This is a genomic window from Phocaeicola barnesiae DSM 18169 = JCM 13652 (assembly GCF_000374585.1).
Taxonomy (GTDB): Bacteria; Bacteroidota; Bacteroidia; order Bacteroidales; family Bacteroidaceae; genus Phocaeicola; species Phocaeicola barnesiae.
In genome coordinates this window covers 413,846-428,445 of record NZ_KB894643.1, presented here as the reverse complement: position 1 = coordinate 428,445, position 14,600 = coordinate 413,846, and the positions used below count along the sequence as shown (strand labels likewise).

The window sequence follows — 14,600 nt, the reverse complement described above, 5'->3', positions numbered from 1 at the left end:
CAAAAAATCTGCTATTTTCAAAAGTTTATGGCAGCTTGAAAAACGATTGTTCGTTTCAGATAAAATGAACGGACATTTTACATAAAATGAACGGACGTTTCAGATAAAATGAACGTTCGTTTTACATAAAATGAACGGACGTATTGGACAATTTGTCCGTTCGTTTTTTGCGGTTTTGTGATTAGGGTCTATCATGACTCCGCAGAACATCTGATAGTGTATGTTGCCGTTGAGATGTTCCACCAGGTACCTGTCGGAGAATCTCTTTGTTGGGATATTTCCCCCGTTTTGGCTGCTAAACCTTATTTTCGGGGGAATATCTAAAGATACAAAAAAGCCAACTAATTCGCAATACTTTGTGTATGAATTAGTTGGCCAATTTTGTTGTATTTACTGAATCTCCCTATGTAGTCTTGAAAGGTTATTTTTTTGCTTTTTTTTGCTGTAATATGGATTTATTTCATATATTTGCACTGAATACTTCTCTTCATAAGAAAAATAAATAAATTCAAAAAGTAGAATAAAAGATTTATATGAAAAATATAGAAGAGAAATAAGAAAAAGTTTATCTGCTTACATCTGTTTTTTAAATAAATATAAAAAGGTGTCTACAGGTTTTTATGGAATGGAAGGGACCAGGTAAAAGGTTCATTTATAGATGTTTGTAATAAATTTGATGAAATAGAACGAATGCTATTGAATCTCTAACTTAAAATATCAAACTATGTTAAAACGAATCAAGTCAGTCAGTATGTTGTTGGCTCTGGCGGGAGTTTCTTCTACAGGAGCAGCGTATGCAGTAGCTGTACCTGAAGTGGACGCTACTAAGAGTGTACAGCAAGAATCAACATGTACTGGAGTTGTGAAGGATGCAACCGGGGAAACCGTCATTGGCGCATCGGTTGTAGTGAAAGGTACTACTAACGGTACGATTACAGGTCTGGATGGTGATTTTTCTTTGTCTGGTGTAAAGAAAGGGGACATCATTCAGATTTCTTTCGTGGGTTATCAGACAATGGAGGTTCCTTTTAATGGACAGCCTCTCAATGTAACATTGAAAGATGACACTCAGACACTGGAAGAAGTCGTAGTTACTGCTTTGGGTATGAAACGTGCAACCAAGGCGTTGGGTTATGCAGTAACAGAAATGAAGGGTGAAGATTTGAACACCAACGTGGTGAACCCCGTTTCAGCTCTGCAAGGTAAAGTTGCAGGTGTAGATATCTCAGCAGGTGATGGTGGCCTTTTCGGTTCATCTAAAATTTTGATCCGTGGTGCTTCCACATTGGGTACAAACAACCAGCCTATCTACGTTGTGGACGGTGTGATTCTGGACAATGCGGTTAAGGTGGGTGATGCAGACTGGAGTACCAGTGATACCGACTGGGGTAATGAGTTGAAGAACTTGAACCCGGACGACTTTGAATCTGTATCTGTATTGAAAGGTGCTGCCGCAACCGCACTTTACGGTTCCCGTGGTTTGAACGGTGCTGTTGTTATTACTACCAAGAGTGGTAAAGGAAAGAAAGGTTTGGGTATCAATGTTACCCAAACATTTGGTATTGATCACGTTTATGGTGGACCGACGTTCCAGAATGTTCGTGGTGATGGTTACATGGCCGGATATTCAGATTATAAATCATCTGGTAATATGCAGGATACCGATTCATTCTATTTGAATTCGAATGGTATGCCATCTTTGACTCCTAATGTAGGACTCTCTTGGGGACCGAAATTCGATGGACGTGATATCGAATTCTATGATTATACTACGGTTCCTTATTCTCCGTATGAAGATAACTTTACGGACGCTTATGACAACGGTTTCAATACCAATACTAACATCTCTATCCAGGGATCTAATGATACCTCTTCATTCTATACTTCTTTGTCTTATAAACATGCCGATGGTAATACTCCGAACAACTCGTTCGAACGTATCTCTTTTTTGGCAAAAGCTTCTCACAAAATATCCAAAGATGTAGAAATTGAAGCAGGCATCTCTTTTGCTAATTCAACTCCGAAGCAGGGTGGTGAAACCAACTTTGGTGAAAGATTCATCGACGGTACTTTCAGTCGTCTATATGATACCCGTTATTGGAGAACCCGTTACAAAGGTTCACACGGAGGTCTGGCTGATAACGCATACAACGATGAATACGGTAATGCCCCGGGTAAATCAGTTTGGTGGTCTGTATACGAAAACGAATATACCCAGAAAGAAACTTCTGTACGTCCGAACATTCGTTTGACTGCTGATTTGAACAGCTGGTTGAAGTTTACTGCTGAAGCTAACTATAACTACTACTACAAACGTAACGAATCCAAAGAATTAGGTAGCGGTTATGCCAATGAAGGTGGTATGTACAAGTTAGGTCAGTATTCTAAAGAACAGACTAACTTGAATGCCAACTTGTCTTGGAACAAGGCTGTGAAGGATTTCAACATCAGCGGTTTCCTCCGTGGTGAATATTATCATAACTTCCAGCAGGAATTGCAGATGCAGACAAACGGTGGTCTGGTTGTACCGGGTCAGTTCTTTATCGGTAACTCTAAGAACGCTTTGACTTCTACAGGAACTATCTCTGGAACAAAGACTATTCTGTCTGTAGCCGGACAGCTGGCTGTCAGCTGGAAAGATCAGGTGTTCGTGGATGTAACCGGACGTAACGACTGGTCTTCTTCATTGGTTTATGCCGACCAGCACGGTAACTACTCATACTTCTATCCGTCTATTTCCGGATCTTGGTTGATTCATGAAACATTCCGTGGCAAGATGCCGGAATGGTTCTCATTCGCAAAGGTTCGTGCATCATGGGCACAGGTAGGTAACGATACGGATGCGTATACCATCAATACAGCCTATAACCTGTATGGTATCGACAATACCGTAGGTCTGCAGGTTCCGGATACTTACTATTCTACAGACTTGAAGCCTGAACGTAAGAGTTCTTGGGAAATTGGTGTTGACTTCCGTTTCTTGAGCAACCGTATCGGTATCGATGCTACTTACTATAAGGAAAATACCAAGAACCAGATCATGAAGATCAGTGTTCCGAGTGAATCAGGTTTGTCTTATCAGTTGATCAATGCCGGTAACATCCAGAACCAGGGTGTGGAATTGGCTTTGAATACAACTCCGATTGAAACGAAAGACTGGACTTGGGATTTGAACTTCACTTATACGAAGAATACATCTAAGATTGTAGAACTTCACCCGAACGTAGCCAACTACATTACTTTGGTAGGTGACGCTGCTTACGGTAACTACCGTATAGCATCAGTAGCCGAAGTAGGTGGTGAATACGGTTTGTTGAAATCAGATGCTGTTCCAAACTACGATGAAAAGACAGGTCTTCCTATTCTGGAACTTGCTTCTTATAACACTCGTCACTCTGTATACTATAGCCGTTCAGGTGTTGTACAGACTGTAGGTTCTATCCAGCCGGATTTCTTGGGTTCTGTAAATACCAGCTTGCGTTACAAGAACTGGACGTTACGTGCTTCTATGGATATGCGCTTCGGCGGTATGGTAGCTATCTATGGTTCTCACTATGGTACAGCATACGGCTTCTTGGAATCTTCATTGAACGGTACGGATCCTGAACACGGAGGTATTACCTTTACTTCTATCTGGGACGGAAAGGAATATACCGATGGTATCATCCCGGAAGCTATCATGCCGGGTGGACAGACTATCGACACTCCGAACGGTCCATATACCATTGCTGAAGGTGGTGAATTGTATGCCGATTTGGTTGACCGTAAGATTGTAGATCCGCAGCACGCTTCTTCTTGGAACTATTGGAATAACTCTTGGGGCCGTGCAGCTGTATGGAAAAACAACGACTGGTTCCATGAATTGAACTACATCGCTTTGCGTGAAGTTTCATTGAGCTATCGTATGCCGAACAGCATCGCAAGTAAGATCGGTGCTTCCAGCATTAACTTGACTGTAGCAGGACGTAACTTGGGTTATCTGCTGAACTCACTGCCGAACAACTTCAATCCTGAATCTATGCGTGGTACTCAGTCCGGTCAGTTCATGATTCGTTCAGTAAGTCCGTACACTGCAAGTTATACGTTTACTATTAATGCATCATTCTAACTATTGGAAAATTTAATGAATATGAAATCACATAAATTATTATTGGCAGCTCTTGCTTTCGGATCTGCCCTGATGACAACAGGATGCCGTGACGATTTCTCGGAGATGAACCAGGATCCATCTGCTGTGACCACAGGTAATATCTCTTTCTTGTTCGCAGAAGCTGTTAACCGTTTCGATCCGCAACCTTACCTGGAGTATTACTACAATGCTCCGATGAAATATGCTTGGGCCGGTATGGGTCTTTCTACCAGTGGTGCTTCTGAAAGTATCCTGACATTGACTATCGATGGCGACCAGGCAAGACAGTATATCAGTGTACTGCGTGTATTGCGTGCTATGGAAGCTGAATACGAAAAGTTGAGTGATGAAGACAAAGCCCTCAACGATGTGTATATGTCGGCAGCCAATATCATGAGTATCTATATGGGTATTTTCGCAACCGATATGTATGGAGCCATTCCTTACGTAGAAGCATGTAATGCTGCATACGGTGGCTCGTTGACTCCAGGTTTCGACAGCGTTGAAAGTCTTTATAACTTGTGGTTGGAACAGTTGAATAGCAGCATTTCTACATTTACCAGTAGTGAAGCTGTCATGAAGGCTGACCAGGATGTGGTTTATGGTGGCGATAAAGCTAAATGGGCTAAATTTGCCAACTCGTTGAAACTGCGTATCGCTGTCCGTCTGCTGTCTCAAAATGAAGCAAAGGCAAAACAGATTGCTTCTGAAGTGGAAAGCGCTTCTTGCGGTTATCTGAATTCTTTGGATGAAGACGTAAGATTCCATAAAGGTGATGTACGCCTGACAGGTGACCAAGGTTATGTAAATGACCGTATCTATCACTGGAGTAACGGATTTACAGGATGTGCCGGTACTGAATCAGTCATCAATTTCATGGTTGACAACAGAGACCCGCGTGTACGTTTCTTCTACAAGAAGAATTACTGGAACTCCAAGATCGTACAGGGATATTACGATGCAGGTCTGGCAATTCCTGACTTTATCGAAAAAGATGTGGTTTACGAAGTTGGAGCCGATGGCAAGAAAGACTTCGTACGTTGGGGAGGTCCGGGTGAACCTTGGGTACGTTATCATGGAATCACCGAAGCATGGATGGCTAGTACAGACAATACCGGTAAATACAAATGGTTCTTCCCGTCATCATATCCGAATGCTGATAAGGAATTGTATCTGCACAATTCAGACGGTGGTAATGCGACAGGTTATACTGTATATTCAACTCTGAACCAGATGATGATTATCGGTCGTCAGTATACTTCTGCTTCTGAAGTTTCTACCGCTACTTTGCCGGATGATACCTATACTTATACCACTAATGACCGTCCTTGGTACGGTATGTATCTGAGTGCAGCTGAAGTGAACTTGTATTTGGCCGAATTCGCTATGCTGAACGGTGATGAAAATAAGGCTAAGACTCACTATGACAGAGCTCTGTCATTCTCTGTTCAGTCATACGACGCATTGGCTGAAGCCAACCAGGTTACTTACTACAGTACTGTTCAGGGTTCATTCGGCTATGATCCGAACGAAGGTGCCATTGACCTGAAAGACGGTGAAATAGACGAAATGATGAGCCATGATGCGTATGCATTTACAGGTACAGCTCAGGAAAAGTTGGAAAAGATTTACTTGCAGGAAATGATTCACTTCACTCTCTATCCGAATGAAGTTTATGTAACTGCCCGTCGTTCCGGTTATCCGAGCTATAATTCAACTATTCTGCCGCGTGCACAGTACTCTGAAGTTCCGGCTACCAGCATTCCACGTCGTTTCCCGACAGGTGCTATCACAGACGATGACTTGTCAGGTGATGTGAAGAGAGCTGCATACGCTGAACAGGGTCTGACAGTGACTTCATCAGGTTTGTATAATACAGTTCTTGCTTCTGAACGCCTGTGGCAAGACAACGGTGCTCCTCAGTGGGGTGCAGGACGTTAATCGGTATTTAATTGATTAACTCTGAGATATGGAGGGGAGGAAGGTTTTCTTCCTCCCCTTTTTCTTATTTATCAAATCATGCAACTATGAAATACTTCACATGCTTGACTATACTGTACCTATGTACTCTGTTTACTGTTTCTGCCCAGCAGTTTAAAAGAATTTTTCTGCTCGATGATTTTACAGAAGCTCAGATAAAGTTTCGGAACGGGTCACAAACTGTTGTCTCATTGAATTATGACGCTTCAAACAAGACGATGCTTTTTAAACAAGGAGAGGACTTGATGGAAGTGACCAATGCTTCTACTATCGATACAGTATTTGTAGGTGATAGACGATTTATCCCGGCAGATAAAGGACTTTATGAAGTTGTATTCTTGAATAATGGAGTGGTGTTTGTCGATTGGCTATTGAAAGATGTGAATGTCGGTTCCAAAGGAGCACTTGGAGCAGTAACTCAAGGCAGTGTCCATAATCTGCAGATGAGTAATTTCGGATTGAGTGGTACGGAAATGTATACACCCTATAAACAGCAGAAATTGGGAAGCACCGATGTCTATCGCCGGAAAAGTGATAATACCTATTATATTAATAAGGAGAACAAATTGGTAAGACTAAAGACTTTGAAGCAAGTACTCAAGGTATTTCCTGCATATAAAGACGAAATCAATGCTTTTGTGAAAGAGAATGATATTGATATGAAGGAAACCCACGATGTGCTGGTGGTTCTGGACTATTGTCTAGGACTTCCGGTCAAGGAGAAATGATGCTTCTGCTGAGATAGTATCTTTAATCTGGATCTGTAATGATATCATTTCGGTACATACCTGCCTGAACAGGGTATGTACCGTTTTTTATTTGTCGCCGGACAGGATTATTCCCTAGGTTTGTGCATTATGCAATGATAGTTACCTTGTAAGGTCCCATGAATTTTGAGGATAACTGTTATGTCATTCTCTTACTTTTTTCTAAAAAAATCCACAAGTATTTAATAATTGAACGCATTTTTAACTTCAAATTTAAGTTGTTTCATTAATATGCGTATATTTGTCTAATAAATCTTTCTGATAATTAAAATCGGCTATGAAAAATATACAAACAAGCATCTGGTTGGTTATGGGAATGTTAGGTGTATGTCCCGGCTTTTCATACGCACAGTCATTGGTTGAAACTGTAGAAATTCCTGCGGGTACTTTCTATATGGGCAGTATCGGTGAAGGGGAGGATTTCGACGAGGCACCGGTACATCGGGTTACTATTTCACAGGCCTTCAGGATGGGAAAGACAGAAGTAACCAATGCGCAGTTTGAACTGTTCCGCCCGGAACACCGTGCATTGCGGGGAAAGGATGGTATTTCTACGGGAGACGATGAGGCGGTAGTGAATGTCACTTATCAGGATGCGGTGGATTTCTGTAATTGGCTGAGTGAAAAAGAAGGGAAGCCCTACCGTCTGCCTACCGAAGCGGAATGGGAATATGCATGTAGGGCAGGTACCTATACCGATTATTATACAGGCGATTATCTGCCGGAATCCACGTGCCGGAATCAGGTGATAGCAAGAAATTATAAACCTGTTTCTTTAAAAGTGGGACAGACTCCACCGAATGCTTTTGGGCTTTATGACATGCACGGCAATGTAGAAGAATGGTGTCTGGACTGGTATGCACCTTATACAGCTGATAATCAGACAGACCCGAATGGACCTGATACCGGAATGTATCGTGTAACCCGTGGTGGAAGTCATCATACGCCTGTCCAGTATTTGCGGAGTGCGAACCGAATGGCCATGCTTCCTGATGACAAGCATTCATTGACAGGTTTCCGGGTGGTTCAGTCTGAACTTTCTTTCCCGGTTAAGGACCGAAAAGGTTTTTTCCGTGAACCGATTCCTTTTGTCATTGAACCGGTGCTTCCTGGTGTTCCTTTTTATCGGCATAATCATCAGCCGTCTATTACATGGTGCGATAACGGTGATATGCTGGCAGTCTGGTTCTCTGCCAATCAAGAGAACGGTCGGGAAATGGTGGTACTGCAATCGCGTCTGAAGGCAGGAGCATCCGCATGGGAACCTGCAACGATGTTTTTCAAAGTTCCTGACCGGAACATGACCGGTAGTTCAGTATTCAATGATGGAAAGGGGACACTGTATCATTTCAATGGTGTAGAAGCTGCCGGTGACTGGCAAAATCTGATGGTTGTGATGCGGACAAGTCGTGATAACGGATATACGTGGACCGCTCCTCGGATTATAGCGCCTGAACATACCAAACGTCATCAGGTGATTTCCGGAACTATCCGAACATCGAAAGGGTGGATGGTACAGGCTTGTGATGCCGGACCGGAAGGAAATGATGGTGCAGCTGTGCTGGTGAGTAAAGATGGAGGAAAGACGTGGGCAGACCCGTGGAATGGAGCTCCGAAACCAGAGTTTGCTGAAGGAACAACAGGAAGTACCATTGCCGGTATACATGCCGGAGTGGTGGAGTTGAAGGACGGACGTTGGATGGCGCTGGGACGTGGCAATACGATTGTTGCTGCAGACGGTACCAGGCACATGCCGATGAGCATTTCATCGGATGGAGGAAAGACGTGGACCTATGCGGCTTCTCCTTTCCCGCCGATTGATGGTGGACAACGTCTGGTGTTGTTACGTCTGCGCGAAGGGCCGCTTTTATTGGTATCATTTACTGATCATCCGCAGCGTACCCCGGAAAAGGATAGAGGGATGATTTTTCAACGGGCTGACGGCACTACATTCCGTGGCTACGGTCTTTATGCAGCGGTTTCCTACGATGAAGGCAAGACTTGGCCGGTCAGAAAACTTTTGACCGATGGAAAATGTCGTTTCTTGAACGGAGGAGCATGGACGGGTAATTTCATGATGGATGCCACACATGCCGAGCCACGTGGCTATATGGCCGGTGTGCAGGCTCCCGATTCTACCATTCATATTGTGAGCAGTCGGTTGCATTATCAGTTCGATTTGACTTGGTTGGAACAGAAACCAGAATAATACCATAAAAAAACAGGAATATGAGAAAGTTTAAACAATTTGCAGCCTGCCTGATGGGGTTGGCTTTATCGTTGGGTGCTTATGCCCAGGACGATGCAAACAGTTTTGTGCATGAGCAGTCAGACGGTTATGAATGGCCGACAGATGCTGCAGTACTTAAAAAACTGGACCAGTGGCAGGATTTGAAATTCGGTGTATTGTTTCATTGGGGATTATACTCCGTTCCAGGCATTTGTGAGTCATGGCCTCTGTGTTCGGAAGATTGGATTACCCGTCCGATAGATTCATATTACGATTATAAGCGTTGGTACTGGGGATTCAGTGAAAAGTTCAATCCGACTGATTTCAATCCGGATCAATGGGCTGATATCATGCAGGCTGCCGGTATGAAGTATATGATTTTCACCACAAAACATCACGACGGATTCTGTATGTTCGATTCTAAATATACAGACTTTTCTATTGCTAAAGGACCTTTTGCAAACAATCCGAAGAAAGATGTGGCCCGTTATGTATTTGATGCATTCCGTCAGAAGGAGTTTATGATCGGATGTTATTTCTCGAAACCGGACTGGCATTGTAAATGGTTCTGGCATCCGTATTATGATACGGCTGGCCGTATGCAGAACTACAAACGTGAACGTCATCCGGATTGGTGGAAGAACTATCAGGACTTTACTTACAATCAGTTGATGGAACTGACTTCCAATTATGGAAAATTTGATATCCTATGGTTGGATGGCGGTTGGGTAACCGGTGATGAAGTAAGACTGGATGAGGTATTGGCTCATGCACGGACACATGGACATGAAGGACTGATTTCGGTAGACCGTACCATCAAAGGCAAGAATGAAAACTATCAGACTCCGGAGCGGAGCATTCCGGAAAAACAGTTGGATCACCCATGGGAAAGTTGTATCACCTTGTCACATAGCTGGGGATGGGTACCCGATGTCAAATTCAAGTCTCCGAATGAAGTACTTGCCTTGTTGGCAGAGATTACAGCAAAAGGTGGATGTCTGTTGCTGGGAGTTGGCCCTACACCGCAAGGATTGATTCAACCCGAAGTTGAGACTTGTTTGCGTCAGGTAGGTAAATGGTTGAAGAAGAACGGACAGGCTATTTATAATACCCGCATCACTCCGGATTATAATGATGGAAATACCTGGTTTACGGCTGATAAGGATGGTAAGACCCTCTATGCCGTTTATACAGTGAAGGATGGCGAGGAAATGCCGGCTGCCATTGAGTGGGAAGGAAATATCCCGACCGGTACTATGAAACTGTTGAACAAGAACGTATCGGTACGTTACCAATGTGACGGTAACAAAGTAAAAGTGACACTTCCGAAAGGATTGGCTAATGAACCGTTGGCTTTCCGTTTCACAGTTAAGAAATAATCTAATAACCGCTATATTATGAAAGGTATCAAACAATTGATTTTGTCTTGTATGCTGGGAGTAGGGGCTGTAACTCCTATGCAAGCCCAGCAGGTACAGGGATTTGTTCATGAACAGTCGAAAGCAACCGATTATGTCTGGCCTACCGACCAGCAGGTATTGGATAAACTGGATAAATGGCAGGATCAGAAATTCGGTGTATTGTTCCATTGGGGATTATACTCCGTTCCAGGTATTGTGGAATCATGGTCTATCTGCTCGGAAGATGTGGATTGGATTCCGAGAGATACAACCATGACTTATGAGGATTACAAGAAATGGTACTTCGGTTTGAAGGATAAATTCAATCCGGTGAATTTCAATCCGGAACAATGGGCAGATGTCATGCAGGATGCCGGTATGAAATACATGATTTTCACTACGAAGCATCACGATGGTTTCTGTATGTTCGATTCGAAATATACAGATTTCTCTATCGCTAACGGAGCATTTAAAGACAATCCACGGAAAAATGTGGCATATCACGTGTTCGACGCTTTCCGTAAGAAAGGATTCATGATGGGATGTTATTTCTCAAAACCGGACTGGCATTGTGAATGGTTCTGGAATCCGTATTATGCTACCCCGAACCGCCGGCAGAATTATAAAATCGAACAGCATCCGGATTGGTGGAAGAATTACCAGCAGTTTACGGAGAATCAGTTGAATGAACTGATGACTGATTATGGAAGTTTTGATATCCTTTGGCTGGATGGCGGTTGGGTGACCGGTGATGATGTGAATCTGGACCGCATTCTGGAAAAAGCCCGTCAGACACATCCGGGACTGATTGCGGTAGACCGCAGTATACGTGGAAAGAATGAAAACTATCAGACTCCGGAACGTGGAATACCGGAAACTCAGTTGAATTATCCGTGGGAAAGCTGTATTACTCTGAGCAATGACTGGGGATGGGTGCCGAATGCTCCGTATAAATCTCCGGAGAAGGTTATAGCTCTCTTGTCTGAAATTGTGGCTAAAGGAGGTTGTTTCCTGCTGGGAGTAGGTCCTACACCAGATGGTATTATCGAGCAGCCGGTAGTGGAACGTTTACATAAAGTCGGTGAATGGTTACGGAAAAATGGCGAGGCTATTTATAATACGCGTATTACTCCGGTCTATAACGATGGTAAGACTTGGTTCACCGCCAATAAAGATGGAAAGACGCTATATGCAATCTATACGCCCGCCGATGGTGAAACATTACCGGAGACTATTACCTGGAAAGGTAATCTGCCGAAAGGTAAAATGGTCTTGTTGGCCAATGGAAAGAAAGTAAAATATCGTACGGAAGGTGACCTGGTAACCGTTACGCTCCCGAAAGGGTTGGAAGACGGGCCATTGGCATTCCGTTTTGAATTGAAAAACAAATAAATCTTCTACTTTATGAAAAAACATACTTTATGGATGGTGGCTGCTTGCTGGATGTTGGGGTTGGCACCCCTTCAGGCACAGAAGCCTTTGTACAAGCAGGCTGATGCACCCATTGAGGATCGTGTAAAGGATTTGGTAGGGCGGATGACCCTGGAAGAAAAGGTTGGTCAGATTTGCTGTCCTTTAGGTTGGGAAATGTATACCAAGACCGGAAAGAACAGTGTGACTATATCCGAAAAGTATAAACAGCAGATGGACAAAGCTCCTATCGGTTCCTATTGGGCTGTACTGCGTGCAGATCCTTGGACACAGAAGACGTTGGAGACCGGATTGAATCCGGAACTGGCGGCAAAGGCTTTGAATGCCATGCAGAAATATGCAGTGGAGAATACCCGTCTGGGTATTCCGGTACTTTTTGCTGAGGAATGTCCGCATGGCCACATGGCGATAGGTGCTACCACTTTCCCGACTTCTATTGGTCAGGCTTCTACTTGGAACGAAGATTTGATTCGTCGGATGGGTGAAGTTATCGGTTTGGAAGCTCGTTTGCAGGGAGCAAACGTGGGATACGGTCCGGTCTTGGATATAGCCCGTGAACCGAGATGGTCGCGTGTAGAAGAAACCTTCGGAGAGGATCTTTATCTGACCGGTATTCTGGGTACGGCTTTTGTGCAAGGAATGCAGGGTACAGATGCAAAAGACGGCCGTCATGTCTATGCTACTTTGAAGCACATGGCAGCATACGGTGTACCTAGAGGTGGACATAACGGTAATCCGGCAGATATCAGTCTGCGTGCTTTATTGGATGAATATCTTCCTGGATTCCAGCGTGCTGTTGAAGTAGGAAAGGCGGCTACGGTAATGACTTCTTATAATTCGATTGACGGTGTGCCTTGTACCGGAAATCCTTATCTGCTGGATACAATTTTGCGTAAACGTTGGGGGTTTGATGGATTTGTTTATTCGGATTTGGTAAGTATTGATGGTATTGCAGGTACACATCATGTGGCAGCAACTGTACAGGATGCGGCTATCCAAGCAATTGAAGCTGGAACAGATATGGATTTGGGTGCCAGTGCTTATAGTAAATTGGTTGAGGCTGTGAAGAACGGTAAGGTGAAAGAATCTTATATAGATCGTGCCGTTTCGAATGTTTTGCGTCTGAAGTTTAAGATGGGCTTGTTTGAAAATCCATATGTCTCTCCGGAGCAGGCCAAGATGATTGTAAACTCAGAAGAACATAAGCAGGTAGCTCGTGAGGTTGCTCGAGAAGGAACAGTGCTACTGAAGAATACAGGAGTACTTCCGTTGAGTAAAGAACTGAAAAGTGTAGCGGTTATCGGGCCGAATGCAGATGTCATCTATAATTATTTGGGCGATTATACAGCTCCTCAGGAGCGTTCCAAAGTAGTGACTCTGCTTGATGCAATGCGTGAACGCTTACCGAATGCTACGGTCTACTATGAAAAAGGTTGTGCTATCCGTGATACTACAACCAGTGATATTCAGGCTGCCGTAGAAGCTGCTAGAAAAGCAGATGTGGTGGTGGTAGCTGTAGGAGGATCCAGTGCCCGGGATTTCAAAACGAAATACATTGAAACAGGTGCAGCTACTGTTTCTTCTGACGGGAACGAAGTGGTTTCAGATATGGAATGTGGAGAAGGTTTCGACCGTTCAACCTTGAACCTTTTAGGTGACCAGGAAAAACTGATCAAGGCTTTGGCTGCTACTGGTAAACCGTTGGTGATTGTTTATATTGCCGGTCGTCCATTATTGATGAATCTGGCTTCCGAAGTCGGCGATGCTTTGTTGATGGCCTGGTATCCTGGGGAACAGGGTGGTAATGGTATTGCAGATGTGTTGTTTGGTGACTATAATCCAAGTGGTCGTTTGCCGATGTCTGTTCCACGCAATGTTGGTCAGCTTCCGATTCATTATTCACAGGGAGTTCAGCGTGATTACATGGATGGTCCGGGTACTCCGTTGTATGCGTTCGGTTATGGATTGAGCTATACTACTTTTGCCTATAGTAATCTGAAACTGACTCCAGGTGACGGTAAAAACGTACTTCAGAAAGTGACCTGTACGGTAACGAATACTGGTAACTGCGATGGAACGGAAATTGCTCAGCTGTATATCAACGATGAAGTAAGTTCTGTGGTTACTCCTCCTGTTCGTTTGAAAGGTTTCCAGCGTATTGAACTAAAGAAAGGCGAAAGCCGCGAAGTTACATTCGAACTGACAGCAAAGGACCTGTCTATTTATGATCGGAACATGAACTTTGTAGTAGAACCAGGTAAGTTTAATGTTATGGTAGGATCTGCCTCAGACAATTTACCTTTGAAAGGAAGTTTTGAAGTGGAATGAATGACAGGTTAATGATGATTTGATTAAATTAAAAAGATAGTAAAAGGTCGGTATCTTATTAATCTTTATAAGGTATCGACCTTTTTGCGATAATAAAAAGAATCGAGTTGAGAAGATAAGATTTCCAATTGCTATTTTCTTTTCTATATAATTTATTGAAAAAAATTATTTTCTTGTGGTCGTTTTATCAGAAAAAGAATAAATACGTGTGCACAAATCAAAAAAATACATATCTTTGTTTCATGCAAAAATAAAAAATGAGAAAAATTTGCATTTTTAATATAAAAGGAAGGGGAAATTTAAGTTTTCTATGACTTATTCCTTATCTGGTATGA

General features: G+C 43.3%; 7 protein-coding genes. All 7 read left to right on the top strand.

Translation table 11 applies throughout. The features are described 5' to 3' along the window. Positions 1 to 724 precede the first annotated feature (724 nt). The 7 genes from C510_RS0101730 to C510_RS0101700 all read left to right on the top strand — a co-directional run bounded on the left by C510_RS0101730 (position 725) and on the right by C510_RS0101700 (position 14,265). The gene (locus C510_RS0101730; RefSeq protein WP_025892100.1) at positions 725 to 4,108 is read left to right on the top strand and encodes a SusC/RagA family TonB-linked outer membrane protein; all 3,384 of its coding nucleotides are present in this window, start codon (positions 725 to 727) and stop codon (positions 4,106 to 4,108) included. Between the two features lie 21 nt (positions 4,109 to 4,129). Further along, the gene (locus C510_RS0101725; protein WP_026320064.1) at positions 4,130 to 6,070 is read left to right on the top strand and encodes a SusD/RagB family nutrient-binding outer membrane lipoprotein; all 1,941 of its coding nucleotides are present in this window, start codon (positions 4,130 to 4,132) and stop codon (positions 6,068 to 6,070) included. Between the two features lie 257 nt (positions 6,071 to 6,327). Further along, the gene (locus tag C510_RS15970; protein ID WP_018709612.1) at positions 6,328 to 6,837 is read left to right on the top strand and encodes a hypothetical protein; all 510 of its coding nucleotides are present in this window, start codon (positions 6,328 to 6,330) and stop codon (positions 6,835 to 6,837) included. Positions 6,838 to 7,186: 349 nt separating this feature from the next. Then, positions 7,187 to 9,085 carry an SUMF1/EgtB/PvdO family nonheme iron enzyme gene (locus C510_RS0101715; RefSeq protein WP_018709611.1) on the top strand — a complete coding sequence of 633 codons (1,899 nt, stop codon included), beginning with the start codon at positions 7,187 to 7,189 and terminating at the stop codon, positions 9,083 to 9,085. A 20-nt stretch (positions 9,086 to 9,105) separates the two neighbouring features. Continuing rightward, entirely contained in the window at positions 9,106 to 10,485 is a 1,380-nt protein-coding gene (locus tag C510_RS0101710) for an alpha-L-fucosidase (protein ID WP_018709610.1), read from the top strand. An 18-nt stretch (positions 10,486 to 10,503) separates the two neighbouring features. Beyond that, on the top strand, positions 10,504 to 11,898 hold the full coding sequence (locus tag C510_RS0101705; RefSeq protein ID WP_018709609.1) for an alpha-L-fucosidase: 1,395 nt from the start codon (positions 10,504 to 10,506) through the stop codon (positions 11,896 to 11,898). Positions 11,899 to 11,910: 12 nt separating this feature from the next. Next, complete coding sequence (locus tag C510_RS0101700; RefSeq protein ID WP_018709608.1) at positions 11,911 to 14,265, top strand: glycoside hydrolase family 3 N-terminal domain-containing protein; 2,355 nt, start codon at positions 11,911 to 11,913, stop codon at positions 14,263 to 14,265. The last annotated feature ends 335 nt before the right edge of the window (positions 14,266 to 14,600 follow it).

Excerpts from the sequence above, each read along its gene's own strand:
- C510_RS0101730 (WP_025892100.1), top strand. The coding sequence starts at position 725 with ATGTTAAAACGAATCAAGTCAGTCAGTATGTTGTTGGCTCTGGCGGGA.
- C510_RS0101725 (WP_026320064.1), top strand. The coding sequence starts at position 4,130 with ATGAAATCACATAAATTATTATTGGCAGCTCTTGCTTTCGGATCTGCC.
- C510_RS15970 (WP_018709612.1), top strand. The coding sequence starts at position 6,328 with ATGCTTTTTAAACAAGGAGAGGACTTGATGGAAGTGACCAATGCTTCT.
- C510_RS0101715 (WP_018709611.1), top strand. The coding sequence starts at position 7,187 with ATGGGAATGTTAGGTGTATGTCCCGGCTTTTCATACGCACAGTCATTG.
- C510_RS0101710 (WP_018709610.1), top strand. The coding sequence starts at position 9,106 with ATGAGAAAGTTTAAACAATTTGCAGCCTGCCTGATGGGGTTGGCTTTA.
- C510_RS0101705 (WP_018709609.1), top strand. The coding sequence starts at position 10,504 with ATGAAAGGTATCAAACAATTGATTTTGTCTTGTATGCTGGGAGTAGGG.
- C510_RS0101700 (WP_018709608.1), top strand. The coding sequence starts at position 11,911 with ATGAAAAAACATACTTTATGGATGGTGGCTGCTTGCTGGATGTTGGGG.